The sequence below is a fragment of the Rhizomicrobium sp. genome (genome assembly GCA_037200985.1).
Lineage (GTDB): Bacteria > Pseudomonadota > Alphaproteobacteria > Micropepsales > Micropepsaceae > Rhizomicrobium.
The window spans coordinates 3,063,802-3,082,091 of record JBBCGJ010000001.1; the positions used below are offsets into that span (position 1 = coordinate 3,063,802).

The following is an 18,290-nucleotide window of genomic DNA, read 5'->3' on the forward strand; positions in this document are numbered from 1 at the left end:
TGGCGGCGTCTCCGATCCTTTGGCATGGAAGGCGGCGCCATGCAATTTCCGCAAGCGGCGCTATAGTCCCGCCGCATTTCAAAAGGGTTGGTACCGTGGCCGCGTATTCCCCCGGACCGTTCGATGGTCTTCGCGTCGTCGATTTCGGCCGCTACATCGCCGGGCCTTATTGCGCCGCGCTGCTGGGCGATCTCGGCGCCGACGTAATCCGGGTGGAGAAGCGCGAGGGCCGCGAGGACCGCACCCTGGTTTCCCTCGCCCAGAACGACGACGGCACGCCGCGCGAGGGCGCGATGTTCCTGCAGATGAACCGCAACAAGCGCAGCCTGACCTGCGATCCGATGAACGAGGCCGGACGCGAGGTCGTGCGCCGGCTGGTGAAAAGCGCCGACGTGGTGGTGGCGAACCTGCCGGCGGAAACGCTGAAGGCCATGGGGCTCGACTGGACAAGCGTCAGCGCGCTCAATCCGCGCGTCATCCTGGCCGTCGGCACGGCGTTCGGGCTCGAAGGACCCTATGCGGGACGCGTCGGCTTCGACGGCGTGGCGCAGGCGATGTCGGGCGCGACCTGGTTCTCCGGCACCGAGGACCAGCCGGTGCGGTGCAGCGCGCCTTACGTCGATTTCGGCACCGCCTCGCTGCTTGCGCTCGGCGTCGCCGCGGCGCTCCGCGCGCGCGAGGCAAGCGGCAAGGGGCAGATGGTCGAGGGCGCGCTGCTGCGTACCGCGCTGACCTTCTTCGCGCCGACGCTGATCGAGGAGGACGCGCTGAAGCTGGACCGCCGCCCGACGCTGAACCGCAGCCAGACGGCGGGTCCGTCGGACATCTACCGGGCCAAGGACGGCTGGATCACCGTGGCGGTGAACGGCGATCCCCTGTTCCGCCGCGCCGCCAGGCTGATCGGCGCGACCGAATGGCTCGACGATTCGCGCTTTTCCTCCGACAAGGCGCGCGGCGATCACGGCGCCGTCATCTCCGCGCGCGTCGGCGAATGGGTCGCGCAACGCACGAGCGCCGAAGCGATCGCCGCGTTCGAGGGTGCGCGGGTGCCGGCCGGGCCGGTGCTGCGCCCGCGCGAGACGCTGGACGACCCCCATGTCGCCGGCGGCGATTTCTTCGCCGAGATCGACTTTCCCGGCATCGGCGCGGCCAAGGTCGCGGCCACGCCGGTCAAGCTGCACGGCACGCCGGGCACGGTGCGCACGCGTCCCCCGCTGCTGGGCGAACACACCGACGAGGTGCTGCGCGAACTCGGCTTCAGCGGAATCGAGATCGCCGCGCTCAAGCAGGAAGGCGCGGTATGAGCCGCGCTTCAAAGATACCGGTCGAAGTCCATGCTTTGATGCAGGACACGGACGACGTAAATGCCTGCATCTGTTTTTCGATAGAACACGATATGCGAACCGGCCGCGATACGGCGAAATCCCGGGCGGATATCATTGCAAGCATGACCCGAGGTTGGCCGCCGCGTCGCTTTTTCGAACACGGCGTCGATCAGGCGGATATAGCGGGCTGCTTGGCTTTGACCCCATCGCCCGTTGCTATACGACCAGATGTCGATCAGGTCGGCTCGCGCCAGCGGAGAAAGCTCATAGGACGGGATCACCGCCGCTTGGCAGTCTTGCGTTTATTCCGTGTGCGCCCTTCATGACGTTCGGCGAGGAACTGCTCGATATCGAAAGGCTGCGGCGGGCCGCTGTTCTCGCCCGCGATCAGGGCGTCGCGAAGCGCCTTCAGTTTGGCTTCCCGCTCCTCCAGTAGACGCAAACTGGCGCGCACGACGTCGCTCGCCGAGCCGTAACGGCCCTGCGACACCTGTTCGTCGATAAAGGCGGCGAAGTGATCGCCAAGGCTGACGGACGTGTTCCGGCTCATGGCTGTCTCCCAAGATGGGATATACCAATTCTTGGTACAGGTGTCTACGCTGCGGCGGCAGCCTGGATCGCGGCTTTGCCGCGGCGACGCAGGAGATCGGCTTCCTCTTCGCTGAAGAGGATCGCGGTCAGGGCGGAGACGACCTCGAACTGGCTTTCCACAACGGCGCGTCGTGCGCCGTCGGCGGTGCGCAGCTCCTTCACCACGTCCTCGTTGTAGGTGCGCAGGAGCTGGCACATCTCCTCGTCCGCCTTCTTCTGCGTCGCGCCGAAGGACGCCGCGGCGGCGAACGTCTTGCAGCCGGCGACGAGCCTGGCATAGCGCAGCGCGCGCTCGCTCTTCTCGGAGTCGATCGGCTTGGTGAAGTCCGGATATTTCGGGCCGCCGCCGAAACTGCCGCTCTTCTGCAAGGGCAGCGCCGCGGACATCTCCTTGGGCGCGCGCTCCATGAAGCCGTCCATCACTTCGGCGAGCGCCGCGCGGTCCTTCATCAGGCGCTGGCCCCATTTGCCGTCGCGGCGCATGTCGATGCCCTTGACGATGCCCGAGGACAGCATGGTGAAACGCGTCAGGCTGTCGAGCAACTGGACCGCGTCGAAATTCGGCGGCTTGACCGCCCGCACGGCGTTGCCGTGGTTCTCGATCTCGCCGAACAGGATCTCGCCGACGAGGCCCATGTCGGTGGAGCTGATCAGCGTATCCTGCGTCTGGCGCGAGACCAGGAGCGGCAGCTTCAGCGCCTCCCACGGCCGCGCCAGCCGATGCATCGCGATGACCGCGACGTAAGGCGCCGCATCGGGCGTATTCGCGGCCAGCCGGTCGTAGATTTTGCGCAGCGACCACAGCAGTTCGTCCGTCAGCGACGGCACGAGCCTGGGCAGAAGATTCTGGATATCGACGACGTCGGGGCCGACGCCGAGCAGAAGCGCCATCTCCGCCGCGTCCGCGACGACGAGTTCGGAGCCGAGCGCGACGCGCGACTTCCTGACGTCGGCGACGGCGCTGCCCAGCGCGGCTGCGGCGACGGGCCAAAAGGCAGCCGCGCGGGCGCGGGCCTCGGCCTGCCGGCCGGCCAGCACCAGGGCCCGGAAATCGCGGATGAAGTCCTTGCTCTGCTCGACGAGCAGCGTCTGACTGATGAACGCCCATATCGGCGTGACGCTGCCGCGCGCGATCGAGCCTTTTTGCTTGGTCTTGCGCGGCAGAAGCGTGAAGAGATCCTCGAACGGCAGGCAGAAGGCGCGCAGCGGCGTCGGTGTTCGGTCGGCGCCTGCGGTACGGCGCAAGGCCGGCCGCAAGCCTTCGAGAATCATTTCATGGGGCAGCGACTTGCCGTCGACCAGCCGGTCGGCTTCCACCGCCTGCGCGAGGCGCGCGGCGATCTGCTCGGGCAGGCCGCCCAAGAATGATTTCAGAAGTCCGGTGCGTTCCGGCGTAAGCATACTATCCCCAGGGTCGCTTGCGCATCGCGTCTCATTGCGACCATACCCGCCAGATATAGGCGACGGACGGTTAATGCGATGTTTCGCCGGGCAACAGACTTGTCACAATCGGCCTAGACAATCGCCGGTAGCGTCAATTTTGCCGACAAACCGCCCAGATCCGAGGCCCCGAGGTCGATCGCACCGCCATAGAGCTTGGCGATGTCGCGCACGATGGCAAGGCCCAGGCCGGTGCCCGGCACGCTCTCGTCGAGCCTTTCGCCGCGCTCGCCGACCTGCTCGCGCTCCTCCGGCGTCAGGCCGGGTCCGTCATCCTCCACCAGGAGCGCGAACTGCGCGCCGGCGGGCGCCGCCGTCACCCGCACCCGGGACGATGCCCATTTGCACGCATTGTCGATCAGATTGCCGGCCATCTCCTCCAGATCCTGCCGCTCGCCGCGAAACGCCAGCCCGGACGGACAGGCGACGTCGATCATGATGTTGCGGTCGCGATGGATGCGCCGCAGCGTACGGGCCAGATCGTCGAGCACCTGCGCGACGGAGGTGCGGTTGCCCAGCACGTCGAGGGCGCCGGCGGCGCGGGCGCGGGCAAGATAGTGATCGACCTGCCGGCGCATGGTCAGAACCTGACGGTTGACGGCATCGGCCAAGGGACCGGGCTGCGCTTCGGCCTCGCTGGTCAAGACCGTCAGCGGCGTCTTCAGGAAATGGGCGAGATTGGAGACATAGGAACGGGCACGGCCGACGACCTCGGCCGAATGCTCGATCAGGCTGTTGAGTTCGGATGCGAGCGGCTCGATCTCGGAGGGAAAGCGGCCGTCGAGGCGCCGCGCGCTGCCGTCGCGGATGCGGTGCAGCGCCAGCGTCACCCGGCGCAACGGCTGAAGTCCGATGCGGACCTGGAGAAACACGGCGGCGACAAGGCCCAGGCCCAGGATCACGAAGGACCAGGTCAGCGTGCCGTTGAAGGTGGCGATGCGGTCGTTCATCTCCTTCATGTCGGCTGCGACGGTGAACATATAGGCGCGGCTGTCGTCAGGCTTGGCGGTGGCGGCGATCGGAAATTCGATGCGGCGCGCCAGGATGCGCAGATACTGTCCGTCGGGTCCTTCGCCATGGCCGAAGACGAAACCATCGCGCGTGGTCTGCGAATCGGCGAAGACGAGCGAATGATCGAGCAGCGAATGGGAGATCATCGTCTCGTCCTTCTTGCCGACGGGCTCTATCTGCCAGTAGTCGCCGGAATAGGCGCGCTGGAAGCGTGAACTCAGATAGTGCTGGTCGAGCTGGATCGCGCCGTTGCGGTCATAGCCGGCCGCGGCAACGAGAGAGTCGAGTTCGGAGCGCAGCTCGGAGTCAAAATCGTTCTGCACGGAGGTGCGGAAGGCGCTGGAGAGGATGAGCCCGCCCGCCACCAGCGCGAACAGCGTCCATACCGCCGCCGCCGCGATAAGACGGAAGGCAAGCGAGTTGAAGCGGAAGCGGGCGGCGACGTTCATGGCGCGCCGAAAACAACAAAACCGATCACGGCCGGCCCCGCGCCGGCCATCCCTGAACATATCGCTTCGGAGTTCGTCATTGGCGCTTCCGCTTGTGAAGAGAATCGCGCTCGTACTTACGGCATGCGGGATTGCAGGCGACCGTACGAGGCGGCGATGATGAAATGTCTAGCGCGAATCCGACTGTTTCGCGTCCAGGCAGTAGCCGAGGCCGCGAACGGTCTGGATCAGGTCGGTGTCGAGCTTCTTGCGCAGCCGGCCGACGAACACCTCGATCGTGTTCGAATCGCGGTCGAAATCCTGGTCGTAGAGATGCTCGACCAGTTCGGTTCGGCTCACCACCTTGCCCTTGTGATGGGCGAGATAGGACAAGAGGCGGTATTCGAGGCTCGTCAACTTGACCGGATTGCCGTTCACCGTGACCCGGCTGGCGCGGGTATCGATGCGTAGCGGGCCGATCTCGATCTCGCTGGTGGCGAGGCCGGCGGCGCGGCGCAGGAGCGCGCGGACGCGGGCGAGCAATTCCTCGGTCACGAAGGGTTTGGCGAGATAATCGTCGGCGCCGGCATCGAAGCCCGCGACCTTGTCGCTCCAGCGGTCGCGCGCGGTCAGGATCAAGACCGGCATGGTCTTGCCGTCCTTGCGCCATTTCTCGAGCACGCGCACGCCGTCGAGCTTGGGCAGGCCGAGATCGAGGATCACCGCATCATAGGGTTCGGTATCGCCGAGGAAGTGGCCTTCCTCGCCATCGGCCGCCGTGTCGACCACATAGCCGGAATCGCCCAACGCCTTCTTCAAGAGGCGCTGGAGGTCTTTGTCGTCTTCAACAAGCAGAAGTCTCATTGCGGTCTGCCGTGGTGATGCCGGCCCCCATTATCGCCCCCATTTCCGCCGCCGCGCCAGTCGCCGCCGCCCCAATTGCCGCCGCGATGCCAGCTTCCGCCGTCCCGGCCATGGCCGTGCCAGTCGCCGCCGCCGGAATTGTCGCGTCCGCGCCAATCGCCGCCGCCCTGCCAGTTTCCCCTGCCACCGCCGCGCGAATCGCCGTCGCCGTCGCTGTCGCCCGGTTCGGTGTTCCAGCGACCGCGGCGGCCGTGGTCCTCGCCGTCGCCGCGCGAGCGCCGCCAGCCATTGCCTTGGTCGCCGCCGGAATTGGAGTAGCGCCCGGTATTCGCGTCGGCGTCGAAATAGAGGACACGGCCCTCGGGCGTCATCCACTTGATCCGGTAATGCCGATTGCCTTCGCCATCGGTCCAGGGCTCGGCGTCGGAGAGCCGACCGGGATGCTGGGCGCGGATATGCGGCAGGATGCTGTCGAGTGTGCTGCGCGCGCAGGCCGGTGTGGCCAGCAGCAACAGAAAAAATGCGAGGAAAAATCGCGAGCGCATGGCCGTTTCTAAGGTCCGCGACATGAACCGCGAATGAACATTGCGTCCAGAGTTGGTTCAGCCGGAGGGGAGCATCTTACGCGACATCGAAACGGGGTCCAGCCGGACCCGAAGCCAAGGCCGAGGCGGCCGCGGCTTCTTAACCAAGGCCCCGACGGGCGAGATGGAGACGAAGATGCAGATCAAGAAAATCCTCACGGCCGCCGCCGCGGTCCTCACGCTGGGCCTGGCGGCCGCGCCCGCGGCGCAAGCCGATGTGTGGGGTCATGCGGGCCACCGCGGCGTCGACCGCCGCGCCAGCTTCGACCGCCGCGTCGTGGTTGATCACCGCGTCGTGTTCAACACCCTGCGCGCCCATCGCATCCGCTATACCGGGACGCCCTATTTCGTGCGCGGCCACTATGTCGTGCGCAGCTTCGACCGGTTCGGCCGTGCGAGCTTCGTCGAGGTCAATCCCTATACCGGCGCGTTCATCGGTTTCATCCGGCTCTGACCGGATGACGCGAACTTGAGGGCCGGTTCCGCAGCAAGCCCCTCCCTGTAGGGACCGATCTTTCAAGCGAGAGCCCGCGTCGGCGAAAGCCGGCGCGGGTTTCTCATATCCGCCTCCCGGTAAACGCGGAGCCGCGTCGCCGGCGACGGCGCGACCGCTGCCGTGACCTGCCCCGGCAGCCCGTGATAATGGCCAGGACGGATCGACACCGGGTCCTGGCATGTCCTCGCGCAAACCCCTGCCCAAGAACTTCTTCGCCCGCGACGCCGACATCGTCGCCCGGGCGCTGATCGGCGCGACCCTGACGTTCGGCGGCGTCGGCGGCATCATCGTCGAGACCGAGAGCTATGACACCGCCGATCCGGCCTCGCACGCCTTCCTGCGGCGGCAGACCAAGCGCAACGCGGTGATATTCGGCCCACCGGGGCATGCCTATGTCTATCGCATCTACGGCATGCATTGGTGCCTGAACTTCGTGTGCAGCGACGCCAGCGCCCTGCTGGTCCGCGCCCTCGAACCGCAGGTCGGTATCGCCAAGATGCAGGCGCGGCGCGGGACCGACGTCGCGGCCCTTCTGTGCAGCGGGCCGGGACGGCTGTGCCAGGCCCTGGCCATCGGCGGCGCGCAGAACGGCCTGTCGCTGTACGCCCCGCCCTTCCTGCTGTATCGCGCCGCGGACCCGGCCGAGTTGTCTGTCGGACCGCGCATCGGCATCACCAAGGGCATCCTGGCGCAACGCCGGTTCGGGCTCGCGCGTTCGCGCTTCGTGAGCCGACGCTTTCCGGACCCCTGACATGCGCCAACCCGATCTGTTCGCCGCCGCGCCGGAAGGCTTCGCCTATCGCGACGGACTGCTTTCGCCGGGCGACGAGGCCGAACTCGTCCGCCACATCGAGACATTGCCGTTCCAGCCTTTCGCGTTCCACGGCTATCTGGGCAAGCGCCGCATCGTGTCGTTCGGCTGGCGCTACGACTATTCGGGACGCGCCCTGCGCGAGAGCGCGGCGCCGCCCGGCTTCCTGCTGCCGCTGCGGGACAAGGCGGCCGCCTTCGCCGGCGTCGCCGCGGACGACCTGCGGCAAGCCCTGGTGACGGAATACGCGCCCGGCGCCGGCATCGGCTGGCATCGCGACAAGCCGATGTTCGAAGACGTCGTCGCCATCTCGCTGCTCGCTCCCTGCACGCTGCGCTTCCGCCGCGCTCGGGCCAAGGGATGGGAGCGCAATTCGGTTTTCGTCGCGCCGCGCTCGGCCTATCTGCTGCGCGGACCGGCGCGGACCGTGTGGGAGCACAGCGTGCCGCCGGTCGAGGCGCTGCGCTATTCCATCACCTTTCGCAACTTCGTGGCCGTCAAGGCGCCCTAGCGGCGGGCCTCACGCGGTCTCGCGGATCACGGCCCATTCCGACAGCGGCGCGCGTTCGGAGACGAGGCTGTTGATCGGCGCGGCATCGTCGGCATAGCCGATCGCCATGCCGCAGAAGATCATCTCTTCCGGCGGGATCTTCAGATAGTCGCGGATCACTTCGTGGAACGGCGCCCAGGCTTCCTGGGCGCAACTCGAGAGGCCGTATTCCCGCGCGAGCAGCATGATCGATTGCAGGAAGCCGCCGAGATCGGACCACTGGCCCTGCTGCATCTGGCGGTCGAAGGAAAAAATGAGCCCGACCGGCGCCCCGAAGAATTCCCAATTGCGTACGAACTGCGCCAGGCGGCCGAGCTTGTCCTCGCGGGGGATGTTCATGGTTGCATACATCGCCTCGCCGATGCGGAAGCGCCGCGTCTTGTAGGGCTCGGTCAAATCGGGCGGATAGATGTGATATTCGGGCACGCCGCCCCGCGGGTTGGCCGCCATGCGTTCCTTGGTGCGCCGCACCAACTCGTCGCGCGCCGCGCCCAGGAGAACATGCACCTTCCAGGGCTGAAGATTGCCGCCGGACGGCGCGCGGGCGGCCTTGAGCAGGATCTCTTCGACCAGCGCGCGCGGTACCGGATCGGGCTTGAAGGCGCGGATGGATTTGCGCGTGGCGAGCGCTTCGCTGACGTTCATGGTCGGGTACTCGAATAACAAGCGGCGATGATGCGCCGGCGCCGCGCATAGACGCAAGCTTTCGCAGCGTAACGGTTCAGGCGGCGCGCGGCCGCAGCAGCTTCGTGGTCGTGGTGCCGCCGGCCTGGGTGACGGACATCGTGTCTTCCACCACCATCGTCTTTCCGATCCGCGTCCAGGCGGCGCGGGTGCGGCCGTCGTTGAACATCGACGCGATGATGCGCCCGTTCGGCGCGAGATTGCGCGCATAGCGCGCCAGGACGGCGTCGGGATCGGGAATGTAGCCCAGAACCTGGCAGAAGATGATGACGTCGAAGCGCCGGTCGACGTGGAAGTCGCAGGCGTCCGCGACCGCGAAGGCGGTGCGGGCATCGGCGACCGGCGCGGCCTGCGCGATCGCTTCCGCGGACAGGTCGACGCCGAGATAGGATCGGTAGGGCAGAACCTTCAGCTTCCTGGCGAGAAGCCCCGCGCCGCAGCCGACGTCGAGGATCGCCGCCGGCTCGAGGAACTGGCAATAGGCGAGCACGCTGGCGAGGCCGCCCAGATTGTCGAGCGTGCCCAGATAATCCCAGCGCCCGGCCTTGTATTCGCGGTCCCAGACCGGGGCGGCGACCGGCGAGGGGCGAAAGCCGATCATCTGGAAGACGGCGTAGCTCGCGATTCTCCTGACGATGTCCATGAACGGCACAGTTCCGCTGCAAACCCGGACGGCGCTGCAAGTCCCGTGCAGGAACCGCCGTCGCAGTCCGGCACGGCTCGCGCGTGCCCGAGCGGACCGACGTTTCAAATCGGGCCGGCGCGCGCCGGCGCCGCGCAAGGTCAATGCGCGTCCGTCGCCACGCCATGACGCAGGGTCACGGCGAGGATCGCGGGCACGGCGAGGTTGAGGGCCGCGGCCGGCGTCAGGTCGCCCGTCAGCCAGCCGCCGAGCGCACCGAGCACGGCAAGCGCGCCGGCGATGTAGGTCTTGTATCCGTTGAGCATGGGGTCTCCTTTCCGGGAGGGTTGGAGGCTGCCGGATGGGCGGCCTTGGGTCGAAACGGGATCGGACGATCTGGCTTCCAGCGCGGCGAGGCGCGCGGCGAGGCCGGCCAGCGTGAACTGCGCGAGTTCGTCGTAGCGCAGGCCGAGCGTCCAGGCCGGCGCGCCGGCCGCGTCGGTGCCCCGATCGCGGCAGACGATGCCGTACCGCATCGGATCGAGGCCCTCGGCCGCGAAGGCGGCGGCGACGTCCTCGAAGATCGCGCCGCAATGCCACCGCGCGGCATCCGCGCCCTTGCCGGCGACGGCGTCCGCGAACCGAAAGAGCCGCACATTCGCGGCGAGCGCCCTGGCGACCGCGATCTCCGCCGCCGCCGGCGGGCGGATATCGGTCTTGGTGGCGGCGCCCGAGGTGTTGATCGTGCCGGTTCCGGCATAGACGGTGCGGAAGCGGAACGAGGCCGAGCCGAGATCGTATGTATTGTCCGCGTGGGGGAAAATGCTGCCGGCCACGTCGAGCGATGCGTTCGGGCTCGTCGTGCCGATTCCCACCCTGCCGGATGCCTTCAGCGTCAAGGCGGCGATGGCGGCGGTGCTCGGCGAAAACGCCATGTCGCTGGTGCCGCTCGAGCTGCCGAACAGCAGGTTCTTGGTCGCGAGGCCGCCAACGGTGTTCGCGTTGGCGACGATACCGAACGAGACCGCATTCGCGCTGGTCTCGTTGATGGTGAGGCCGCTGGCGTCGGCGGTCAGCAATATGGTCGTCGGGCCCAAGGTCTTGTTGGTGAGCGTCTCCGCGCCGCTTCTTGTCGCGGCATCGCCGGGATCGCGGTCAGCGCGGAAATAGGCGAGCTCGCGCCAATTGCCGCTGGCGTCCGAGGCGTAGAGGCCGACATCGTTGGCGGCGGTCGTCCGGCTCGCGCCGCCGAGCAGTCTCAGCGCGGTCGCGTTATGCGTCAGCGTCAGCGCAGCGGAGAAGCGCACGAAGCGCAGCGCATTCGCGGCCGTGCCGAAAGACGTTATCGCCGTCGTGCCCGTGACATTCGCCTTGAGCGAGGAAGCGGTCCCCAGATCGGTCGTCGCGGCGCTGGCGAGGACGGTCTCGCTGGCGAGGAAGTCAACCGAACCGTCTGTCCGGTTGATGTCGAACCCGTCGAACCATGTGGCGCCGTCGGGCGAGACCTTGAAGTGGAAGTCGTCGTCGCCGCACAGGCCGAGCTCGGCGCGGCCGGAATAATTGGTCTGGTAGAGCAGCGAGGCGGTGTCGCCGCCGGCATGCTTGTTGAACTTGGCCTGCACGCCATTGCCGACATTATCGAACAGTAGGGCGGCGGATTTGACCGCGAGCTTGTTTGTGGCGTCGGCGGCGGCGTTGACGCCGAGCAGCTGCACGTTCTGCAGCGCGAGGATGCTCGCATAATCGACCCAGGCGGCGCCGGTGAAGACGACGAGCCGGGATTCATCGACGACGAAGGCGACAAGGCCGGCAAACGGCGCGGCGAACCGCCAGGCGCCGTCGACGGCATAGGCGATCTGTCCGTCCTCGCCCGTCCAGTCGCCGGTCGCGGTGGCATGGACGAGATAGGTGTCGCCGTCGGCGGGAGACGCCGGCGGCGCGGTCAGGTCGCGGTCGATAAAGCGGGCGAAGAGCAGCGCGTCGAGTCGCAGCAGGGCTTCGTTGTGCGTGACGTGCTTCTGCGCCTGGGCGGCGGCGAGCAGCGGGAGCGCGGTGCGGGGCGTGGTGTCGGACATGGGTGAATCCTCGTTTCACCTCCCGCGCGGGGAGGCGGATATGCGTGTCAGAGGCGTGTGCCGACTCCGCGGCCGAAAGCGGCGCTGAGCTGGTAGACGGCGAAGCGGAACGGCCTGGGAAGGCCGGACGGGAAATCGGCGGCGATCTGGGCGGCGGTGTAGGCATAGCTCGCGGCGGGATTGGCCGGGACCGTTCGGATGACGTGGCCGCCGCCATCGAGAATCTCGATGTCGTAGCGCTCGCTCTCCTCGGCGAGGGGAACGTCGGTCTGGTCCCAATTGTCGCCGCCCAGCCGCGTGCGGCGGATCCAGGACAGGACGAGATTGCCCGAACTCCAATGCGTGGCGAGGTGGACGGGCGACAGCGGGCGCAGGCCGACGCCTTCGAACTGCATCTGCGCCATCTGCCAGGAGGGATCGGACAGCGGCTTTCCCGGCGGACCCCAGGCATAGAAGAAGGGCAGCGTCGCCTCGTTCTGCGCCAGGTCGAGCTGCTGCGTCGCGCCGTCCAGGAGGACGACGCGCGCCCCGGCGGCGACCGGGTCGCGCATCGCGCTTTCCGTTCCGGCCTGGCCGCGGAGCAGGCGCGTCAGCGTCCATTCGTTCGGCGCGGTGAGTTGGGCGGCGGCGAATTGCACGATCTCCCATTGGCCGTCCGCGTTCTGGACGGCGAGCGCGTTGGCGCCGCCGAGCACGGCGAGATCGTCCTGGGCGGCAAGCGTGCCGGCGGCGAGGCGGACGCGCAGCGCGTTCACCCGGTCCCAGCGCCACACAGGCCCGGAATGGAAATCGGCGGTGGTGCGGCCGAGGGTGGCGGCCCTGGCCAGCACGCGGCTGAGCGTGAAATTCGCATCGCTCACGCTTTTGAGGATCTGGATGGCGCCCGGCCAGGGCGCGGCGAAGGCGGCTACGGTCGGCGCGTGCGGTATTTCCTTGCCGGTGAGCAGCGGCAGGTCGAGGAAGACCGCGAGCGCGCGGCCGGGCTGGGCAAGGCTCTGCGCCGCGAGCGGGCCGCGCGACGGACCGGTCAGCGCTTCGTAGAGCGAGGGATCGGTCGCCACCGCCTCGATGGCGCGCGAGGCCGCGTCGTCGATCTGGGTGAGGCGCAGGCGATGGGCGCGGCCGCCGGCGGTGAAGACGATCTCGTCCGTCGGATCGAGCGCGAGACGCGAGGGCGGCAGCGCCAGCGTCGCGCTTTCGCGCATCGTCCAGGCATCCTGCAACAGACGCTCGCCGATGCCGATGGCCTGGCCCTGGTCCATCACGAGGGGCAGGCGCGAACTCGCCACGCGGTCGGAGCGGGTGACGAGGCGGCGCGCTTCGACGCTGGCCTGGCGGTAATCGGCGTCGGCGTCGATATAGGCGATGCGCGAGACGTTCGGCAGGTCGGTCTCCTGGGCGCGGACCAGGGAGAAGCCGAGCCCGTCGGCATCGTCGGGGAGCGCCAGATCGTCTTCGACGACGGATGGCGCCGTGGGGCGGCCGCGCATCGCGAAACGGATCCAGCCCTCGCTCTCGGCGGCGTCGAAATGAAAGGCGGCGGCGAGCGGGTCCAGCGCGTCGCGCGCGCTCATCGTGTCGGTGACGGCGAAGCCGGTCACGAGGCCGTCGAGGCCCGAGGTGTCGGTTCCGGAGAAGTTCGCCGCGGCGCAGACATCGGCGACGATGGCGCCGAGCGGCACGGCGCCGAGCCGCCCATTCAGCCAATGGCCCAGCCGCCAGTTCGCGGCATCGCCCCACACGGTGGAGAGCGCGGGGAAGAACGGATAGGGCCGCGCGTCCCAGCACCACACATATATGTTGGACGTGTCCACCATGCGGCCGGCATAGTGCGACGAGGCGGGGTTGTTCGCGGGCGCGTTCCAGAACGCGAAATGCGCTTCCAGGAAGCGGCGCTGGACCAGGTCGTCGCGCGCGCCGGTCGAGAAGTAAGGCAGCGCGCTTTCCGCCGATTTGGGATCGAAGAACACGTTGGGCTGATTGGCGCCCTTGTCGATGGCGGGGCATCCGAGCTCGGTGAACCAGATCGGCTTGCCCTGCGGCGTCCAGGCGGTGGGCGACGCGGCTTCGGCGCCCGTCGGGCGGTCGTAATGCGCGCTGCCCCACCAGTTCCACAGATCCTTCGCGCGCCACACAAAGGGCTTGCCGAGACCGTCGGCGATCGGCGTGCGGGTCTGCGCCGCGCGGTCGGCGTCGGAGGCGTAGTACCAGTCGTAGTCCTCGCCGCCGCGGATATTGGCGGCGAGATAGGCGGGGTCGGTGATCGCGGTGGGGCCATCGGGATCGTAGTCGAGATGCGCGGTGCCGTCGCGCCAATCGGCGAGGGGCAGGTAATTGTCGATACCGACGAAATCGATGTTGGGGTCCGACCACAAAGGATCGAGGTTGAACAGCAGCGCGCCGCCACCCGTCTGGTGATTGTTGTATTCGCTCCAATCGGCGGCATAGCCGAGCTTGGCCGCGGGCAGGATCGCGCGCACGTCGGCGGCAAGCGTCTTCAGCGCCGCGACGGCGGGATAATGCGTGGCGCTGTCGCGCACGCGGGTAAGGCCGCGCAATTCGCTGCCGATCAGGAAGGCGTCGACGCCGCCGGCCGCGGCGGCAAGCTTGGCGTAGTGCAGGATCATCCGGCGCAAGCCCCAATCGGCGCCGCCGGTCCAGGCGACCGTGGTGCCGCTTACCGCGAAGTTCGCGGCCGTCGCTGTGCCGAAGAAAGCGCTCACCTGCGTCGCGGCGGCGGCGGTCCGGTCGGGCGAACCCGCCACGCCCGGCGCCGGCGCGCAGGTGATGCGGCCGCGCCAGGGGAAAGCCGGCTGGCCGGCTGCGCCGGTATAGGGATCGGTCAGCGTGTTGCCCGGCGCGATGTCCATGAACAGGAAGGGACACAGCATGACGCGAAGCCCGCGCGCTTTCAGATTCTGGATGGCGCTGACAATGGAGCCGTCGGACGGCGTGCCGCCATAGGCGGGAACGCCGCCGAGCTGGCTCACCACATGCGCGGCGCCGCGCGCGATGCCGTTCACGCTCCAGGTCTCGGGATAGGTGGTCTTCGCCGCGGTCTCGACGCCCGGCCTGATCGTGCAGGTGCCGGCGCGCAAATCGCTCGCGAACCAGCCGGTGACGAGCGACACCGCGCCGAGATTGGGCGCCAACGCGGTCAATTCGTCGAGCGAGGCGTCGATGTCGGCGGTGCCGGCGGAATTGTGCGCGTTCTGCGCCACGGTGGAGCCTTCGCCGTCGTCCTCGCTGACGATCGTGGCGTCATAGGCGAACTCGCCGGCGCCAGGGATCAGCGCGACTCCGGTCAGCCCGCTCTCGAGCGCGCCCGGGTCGCCCAGCGTGCGGAAGACCTCGAAGGAAAGCTGCGGGATGCGGTTGCCGAAATCGGCGAGGGCAAAATCCTCGAACACGACATAGGCGAGATCGCGGAAGGCCGGCGCGTTGCCGGCACCCTCGATGTCGGCGATCGAGGGATCGGCCACCTGCGCCGCGTCGCCGGAATGAAAGCGCAGCATGACCTTCGACAGATCGAGCAGATTGCCGTCGGCCCACACCCGGCCGATGCGGGTCGCGCCGGCGCACAGCCCGACCGCGAAGGAGATGGAATAGGTGTAGTCCGTCGTGGCTACCGAGGGCGCGCCGATGCCCTTGCCGCCGCCGCTCGACGTGGTGGTCGCGGTTTCCTTGTAGCGGCTGGCCCAGATCACCTGCCCCGCCAGCCGCACGCGGCCATAGAGGCGCGGGATCGGCGCGCCCTCGGTCGAGGCTTGCAGCGAGGTGTCGGCGAGGCGCGGGCCGTTGGTGTGGCGGCCGGGCGCCAGCGCGGCGTCGATCTCGCTGCCGGCGAGCGCGCCCAACGCGCCGCCGAGCTGCGCGCCCGTCACGCCGAGAAAGCTGAGGCCGCCGAACAGCGACCCGCCCAGCGCCGAGCCGGCGATTCCCAGAACGAGAGAGGCCATCAGGATCGATCCTCCCTCTCCCGCGAAGGTAGAGGGTTCTTTGAATTACAGTCGAAAGGCATAGGCGAGTTTGGCGCGCCAGAAGGACGAGAACGGTTCTTCGCTCACGCGCCGGTTCTGGCGGGCATGGATCAGGGTCGGCGCGCCGTCGCGTTCGCCGACGATCCCGCAATGTTTCGCCGGGCCGCGGCGCGCCATGCGGAACAGGGCGACGTCGCCCGGCGCCAGCGCGGCGCGGTCGATCTCGGTCAGGTGGCGGGCGAGCGCCGTATATAAGGTCTCGCGGCCGGTGGCTTCGGCCCAGTCGGGCGAATAGGGCGGCGGATCCTCGGGCTCTTCGCCGTGCAGCTCGCGCCACACCCCGCGCAGCAGGCCGAGGCAATCGCAGCCCGCGCCCTTGGCGCTCGCCTGGTGCACATAGGGCGTGCCGATCCAGGCGCGGGCGACGGAGACGACGTCAGTTGCCATAGCGGCTGCCTCCATCGAGCGGTTGCGACTGGGTGGGCGGCGCCAGGGCGGCGTCGTTGCCGGGCATGAAGGGGAAGCCGCGGAAATTGACGCCGTTGGCGAATTTCGCCTTGCAGGTCGAAAACTGCTTGTCGCAGCCGGCGCTCAGCGTGAAGCCGTCGCCGGGCGCGATGGCCTCGCTCATCGCCTGCCAGAGCTCGATCGAGCCGGCCGCGTGGCGCTTTATCTCCATCGCGCGGCCGTCATTGGCGCCCGAGGTGAAGGCAAGCCTGCCGCCGCTGAACCAGCCGGCGGCATAGGCGCCAAGGCCCGCCGTGGTGAAACGGCGATTGTCGATGACGGCGAGCACCGTGGCCGAGGCGGTGAACGCCGTGCCCGAGATGTCTTTGCCGCAGCGCGTGTCGCCGAGGTCGGCGTCGCAGGAATAGCCGTAGACGCGGCCCACCGGCTGGTTCAGCCGATGCGCCAGGCCGCGCACCTCGCAGGAGAAAGCGGTCTTGCCGCGCTTGACCTCGCCCAGGCTGCCCTTGCGCATCAGGACGCGCTGCTCCGGCGCGGCCCAGTTGACGCGCCAGACCTCGATGTCCGCATCGTCGTAGAGGCCCGCGGCGAGGTCCGTCTCGTTCAGCGTTGCCGAACTCAGTGCTCCGGCGACGGTGAGGTTGTCGACGGCGAGGCCAAGCGTCGACTGCACGTCGCTGGCGGTGAAGCCGGCGACGGCCTGGTAGACGACGGCATCGAAGGTCACGGGCAGGTCGTGGTCGGTGAAGCCGAGCACGGCGCCGTCGCGGCGGACGATCTTCCAGCACCAGCACAGAGTCGTGGCGCCCGAGGAGAGATGGGATTGGAGGGCGGGGGAGAGAGTCTTCATGTGTCTCAGTCATGCGTTTCCTCCCCCGCAACAGCGGGGGAGGAAGTTCAGATCCTTATCTCCACCAGCGGAATGCTCGGGATCTCGCCGGCGGCGAAGCTGGAGAGGTTGATCGACAATCGGTCGGTGTCGAAGCGCACCGGTACGTCGAACTCGAAGCCGGCGGTCAGCGTGCCGGTCGGCGCCGCCGCGAAGGTGACGAGGCCGGTCGTCGTGTCGACCGTGAAGCCGCTCATCCGTTCGACGCCGGCGACCGCGACGCGGACGGTGCCGGCGACGGGCTTGGCGATGACGCGGGTCCAGCTCGCCGGACCCGAGGGATAGGCCTTGGCGAGCTGGAAGACGGTCGCATGCCCGTCGCCGGTCCCGAGCGCCTGGTCGAACGGGGACGCGGACCCGTCCGGCGCGCAGGATTTGAAGTCGCTCCCATCCTTGAAGCGGAAGCCATAGAGCCGGCCCTGGCGCGCCTCGAAGAAGGCGATGACGGCGTGCAGGTCGCCCAGCGAGCGCACGCCGTAGCCGGCGTCGTAGCGGCGGCGCGAATTGGCCCACACCGCATTGCGCTCCTCGAAGCCGGAGCCGAGCGTGACGATCTCGGTCTTGCGCTCCGGCCCGCCCGTCGAATGGAAGGCGAGCGCGGTGGGGAAGCGGATTTCGTGGAAGGTCATTTATCTCCCCCTCCGCCCTTCGCACCTCGCGGTGCTACGGGCACCCTGCCGCAAACGCGGCCTTCATACGCTGTCGCTACGAAGCCCCCGCCAGCGCTACGCGCGCGGGGGAGGCGGGCTTTTGCTTGGTCGTCCATCAAAGATTCCGCTGCCCGCGCGCCAGGGCGCGGCTCAGCATCGCGGCGACCTGGGATTCCGATTTCAGGAAGCTTCCCGCATCCGGGGTCTGTACGTTGAGCGTGATGGCGCGTGGGCCGAGCGCGGCGTTCGGCGCGATGGCGCCCGACGCGCCCGGCACGAACAGCTCCGGTCCCTGCTCGCCGACGAGATAGGGCGTGCCGGCATCGACCGGCCCGCCCGCCGCGCGCGCGCCGCCGATGGGCAAGAGCGAGCCGGCGATCGAGCTCAGGACGTTCTCGATCGGCTTGACGATGAATTGCGTCGTGGCGATGCGGTCGAAGCCGGCGAGGATCGAAGTGACGAGACTGTCCATCGAGGTCTTGCCGGAGATCACGGCGCGGGCGATCGTGTTCTCCACCGAGGAGAAGCTGCGCGTCACCGCGGTTTCGATGGCGCCCGTCGCGCTCTGCACCGGCCCGCCCACGAAAGCGCTGAGCGCCTGCCCCGCGGCTGCGAGGGATTGGTCGATGGGTGTTTCTGCCATGGGGTCGGTCTTTCATGTCGCGGTGACGTTGATTCACGCGGAGGCGCGGAGGTGTCTCCGCGTTCTCCGCGGCTCCGCGTGAGATTTTTTGCTCGCGCTTCGCGCGATGACGGAAATTTCAATCCGGATGCTGAGACATCAGGCGTTCGAACTCTGCGCGTGCGAGCGGTTGCTCGCCC

General features: G+C 68.2%; 18 protein-coding genes. 4 read left to right on the forward strand and 14 right to left on the reverse strand.

From position 1 onward, the window contains the following. Window positions 1-95 precede the first annotated feature (95 nt). A complete protein-coding gene (locus WDN01_14870) occupies window positions 96-1,304 on the forward strand; it encodes a CoA transferase (GenBank protein MEJ0027305.1) in 1,209 nt (402 codons plus the stop codon). Window positions 1,305-1,312: 8 nt separating this feature from the next. On the opposite strand, the gene WDN01_14875 is transcribed toward WDN01_14870, so the two are convergent. The 6 genes from WDN01_14875 to WDN01_14900 all read right to left on the reverse strand — a co-directional run bounded on the left by WDN01_14875 (window position 1,313) and on the right by WDN01_14900 (window position 6,204). Continuing rightward, window positions 1,313-1,606 carry a type II toxin-antitoxin system RelE/ParE family toxin gene (locus WDN01_14875; protein MEJ0027306.1) on the reverse strand — a complete coding sequence of 98 codons (294 nt, stop codon included), beginning with the start codon at window positions 1,604-1,606 and terminating at the stop codon, window positions 1,313-1,315. Further along, window positions 1,603-1,875 carry a type II toxin-antitoxin system ParD family antitoxin gene (locus WDN01_14880; GenBank protein ID MEJ0027307.1) on the reverse strand — a complete coding sequence of 91 codons (273 nt, stop codon included), beginning with the start codon at window positions 1,873-1,875 and terminating at the stop codon, window positions 1,603-1,605. Before WDN01_14880 ends, WDN01_14875 begins: the two co-directional genes overlap by 4 nt. A gap of 44 nt (window positions 1,876-1,919) precedes the next feature. Next, the gene (locus WDN01_14885; protein ID MEJ0027308.1) at window positions 1,920-3,317 is read right to left on the reverse strand and encodes a hypothetical protein; all 1,398 of its coding nucleotides are present in this window, start codon (window positions 3,315-3,317) and stop codon (window positions 1,920-1,922) included. Between the two features lie 113 nt (window positions 3,318-3,430). Next, window positions 3,431-4,816 carry a sensor histidine kinase gene (locus tag WDN01_14890; GenBank protein ID MEJ0027309.1) on the reverse strand — a complete coding sequence of 462 codons (1,386 nt, stop codon included), beginning with the start codon at window positions 4,814-4,816 and terminating at the stop codon, window positions 3,431-3,433. A gap of 168 nt (window positions 4,817-4,984) precedes the next feature. Beyond that, window positions 4,985-5,659, reverse strand: a complete 675-nt coding sequence (locus WDN01_14895; protein ID MEJ0027310.1) for a response regulator transcription factor — start codon at window positions 5,657-5,659, stop codon at window positions 4,985-4,987. Continuing rightward, window positions 5,656-6,204, reverse strand: coding sequence for a hypothetical protein (locus tag WDN01_14900; GenBank protein ID MEJ0027311.1), 549 nt, complete (start codon window positions 6,202-6,204; stop codon window positions 5,656-5,658). Before WDN01_14900 ends, WDN01_14895 begins: the two co-directional genes overlap by 4 nt. A 175-nt stretch (window positions 6,205-6,379) precedes the next feature. On the opposite strand from WDN01_14900, the gene WDN01_14905 reads away from it, so the two are divergent. From WDN01_14905 to WDN01_14915, 3 genes are all read left to right on the forward strand, one after another. Next, a complete protein-coding gene (locus WDN01_14905) occupies window positions 6,380-6,697 on the forward strand; it encodes a hypothetical protein (GenBank protein MEJ0027312.1) in 318 nt (105 codons plus the stop codon). Window positions 6,698-6,917: 220 nt separating this feature from the next. Further along, window positions 6,918-7,490, forward strand: a complete 573-nt coding sequence (locus WDN01_14910) for a DNA-3-methyladenine glycosylase (protein ID MEJ0027313.1) — start codon at window positions 6,918-6,920, stop codon at window positions 7,488-7,490. A gap of 1 nt (window position 7,491) precedes the next feature. Further along, window positions 7,492-8,061, forward strand: coding sequence for an alpha-ketoglutarate-dependent dioxygenase AlkB (locus WDN01_14915; protein MEJ0027314.1), 570 nt, complete (start codon window positions 7,492-7,494; stop codon window positions 8,059-8,061). A 9-nt stretch (window positions 8,062-8,070) separates the two neighbouring features. On the opposite strand, the gene WDN01_14920 is transcribed toward WDN01_14915, so the two are convergent. From WDN01_14920 to WDN01_14955, 8 genes are all read right to left on the reverse strand, one after another. Then, window positions 8,071-8,745: a nitroreductase gene (locus tag WDN01_14920; protein ID MEJ0027315.1), complete on the reverse strand. Its 675-nt coding sequence runs from the start codon at window positions 8,743-8,745 to the stop codon at window positions 8,071-8,073. A gap of 76 nt (window positions 8,746-8,821) precedes the next feature. Beyond that, window positions 8,822-9,427 carry a class I SAM-dependent methyltransferase gene (locus WDN01_14925; protein ID MEJ0027316.1) on the reverse strand — a complete coding sequence of 202 codons (606 nt, stop codon included), beginning with the start codon at window positions 9,425-9,427 and terminating at the stop codon, window positions 8,822-8,824. Between the two features lie 140 nt (window positions 9,428-9,567). Then, a complete protein-coding gene (locus tag WDN01_14930) occupies window positions 9,568-11,481 on the reverse strand; it encodes a DUF2793 domain-containing protein (GenBank protein MEJ0027317.1) in 1,914 nt (637 codons plus the stop codon). Between the two features lie 47 nt (window positions 11,482-11,528). Then, window positions 11,529-15,440: a glycoside hydrolase/phage tail family protein gene (locus tag WDN01_14935; GenBank protein ID MEJ0027318.1), complete on the reverse strand. Its 3,912-nt coding sequence runs from the start codon at window positions 15,438-15,440 to the stop codon at window positions 11,529-11,531. A 45-nt stretch (window positions 15,441-15,485) separates the two neighbouring features. Beyond that, window positions 15,486-15,908, reverse strand: coding sequence for a hypothetical protein (locus WDN01_14940; protein MEJ0027319.1), 423 nt, complete (start codon window positions 15,906-15,908; stop codon window positions 15,486-15,488). Further along, on the reverse strand, window positions 15,898-16,779 hold the full coding sequence (locus WDN01_14945; GenBank protein ID MEJ0027320.1) for a DUF2163 domain-containing protein: 882 nt from the start codon (window positions 16,777-16,779) through the stop codon (window positions 15,898-15,900). Before WDN01_14945 ends, WDN01_14940 begins: the two co-directional genes overlap by 11 nt. Before the next feature lie 47 nt (window positions 16,780-16,826). Continuing rightward, the gene (locus WDN01_14950) at window positions 16,827-17,447 is read right to left on the reverse strand and encodes a DUF2460 domain-containing protein (GenBank protein ID MEJ0027321.1); all 621 of its coding nucleotides are present in this window, start codon (window positions 17,445-17,447) and stop codon (window positions 16,827-16,829) included. A gap of 136 nt (window positions 17,448-17,583) precedes the next feature. Then, complete coding sequence (locus tag WDN01_14955; GenBank protein ID MEJ0027322.1) at window positions 17,584-18,111, reverse strand: phage tail tape measure C-terminal domain-containing protein; 528 nt, start codon at window positions 18,109-18,111, stop codon at window positions 17,584-17,586. Between the last annotated feature and the right edge of the window lie 179 nt (window positions 18,112-18,290).

Excerpts from the sequence above, each read along its gene's own strand:
- WDN01_14880 (MEJ0027307.1), bottom strand. The coding sequence starts at position 1,875 with ATGAGCCGGAACACGTCCGTCAGCCTTGGCGATCACTTCGCCGCCTTT.
- WDN01_14885 (MEJ0027308.1), bottom strand. The coding sequence starts at position 3,317 with ATGCTTACGCCGGAACGCACCGGACTTCTGAAATCATTCTTGGGCGGC.
- WDN01_14890 (MEJ0027309.1), bottom strand. The coding sequence starts at position 4,816 with ATGAACGTCGCCGCCCGCTTCCGCTTCAACTCGCTTGCCTTCCGTCTT.
- WDN01_14895 (MEJ0027310.1), bottom strand. The coding sequence starts at position 5,659 with ATGAGACTTCTGCTTGTTGAAGACGACAAAGACCTCCAGCGCCTCTTG.
- WDN01_14900 (MEJ0027311.1), bottom strand. The coding sequence starts at position 6,204 with ATGCGCTCGCGATTTTTCCTCGCATTTTTTCTGTTGCTGCTGGCCACA.
- WDN01_14905 (MEJ0027312.1), top strand. The coding sequence starts at position 6,380 with ATGCAGATCAAGAAAATCCTCACGGCCGCCGCCGCGGTCCTCACGCTG.
- WDN01_14910 (MEJ0027313.1), top strand. The coding sequence starts at position 6,918 with ATGTCCTCGCGCAAACCCCTGCCCAAGAACTTCTTCGCCCGCGACGCC.
- WDN01_14915 (MEJ0027314.1), top strand. The coding sequence starts at position 7,492 with ATGCGCCAACCCGATCTGTTCGCCGCCGCGCCGGAAGGCTTCGCCTAT.
- WDN01_14920 (MEJ0027315.1), bottom strand. The coding sequence starts at position 8,745 with ATGAACGTCAGCGAAGCGCTCGCCACGCGCAAATCCATCCGCGCCTTC.
- WDN01_14925 (MEJ0027316.1), bottom strand. The coding sequence starts at position 9,427 with ATGGACATCGTCAGGAGAATCGCGAGCTACGCCGTCTTCCAGATGATC.
- WDN01_14930 (MEJ0027317.1), bottom strand. The coding sequence starts at position 11,481 with ATGTCCGACACCACGCCCCGCACCGCGCTCCCGCTGCTCGCCGCCGCC.
- WDN01_14935 (MEJ0027318.1), bottom strand. The coding sequence starts at position 15,440 with ATGGCCTCTCTCGTTCTGGGAATCGCCGGCTCGGCGCTGGGCGGGTCG.
- WDN01_14940 (MEJ0027319.1), bottom strand. The coding sequence starts at position 15,908 with ATGGCAACTGACGTCGTCTCCGTCGCCCGCGCCTGGATCGGCACGCCC.
- WDN01_14945 (MEJ0027320.1), bottom strand. The coding sequence starts at position 16,779 with ATGAAGACTCTCTCCCCCGCCCTCCAATCCCATCTCTCCTCGGGCGCC.
- WDN01_14950 (MEJ0027321.1), bottom strand. The coding sequence starts at position 17,447 with ATGACCTTCCACGAAATCCGCTTCCCCACCGCGCTCGCCTTCCATTCG.
- WDN01_14955 (MEJ0027322.1), bottom strand. The coding sequence starts at position 18,111 with ATGGCAGAAACACCCATCGACCAATCCCTCGCAGCCGCGGGGCAGGCG.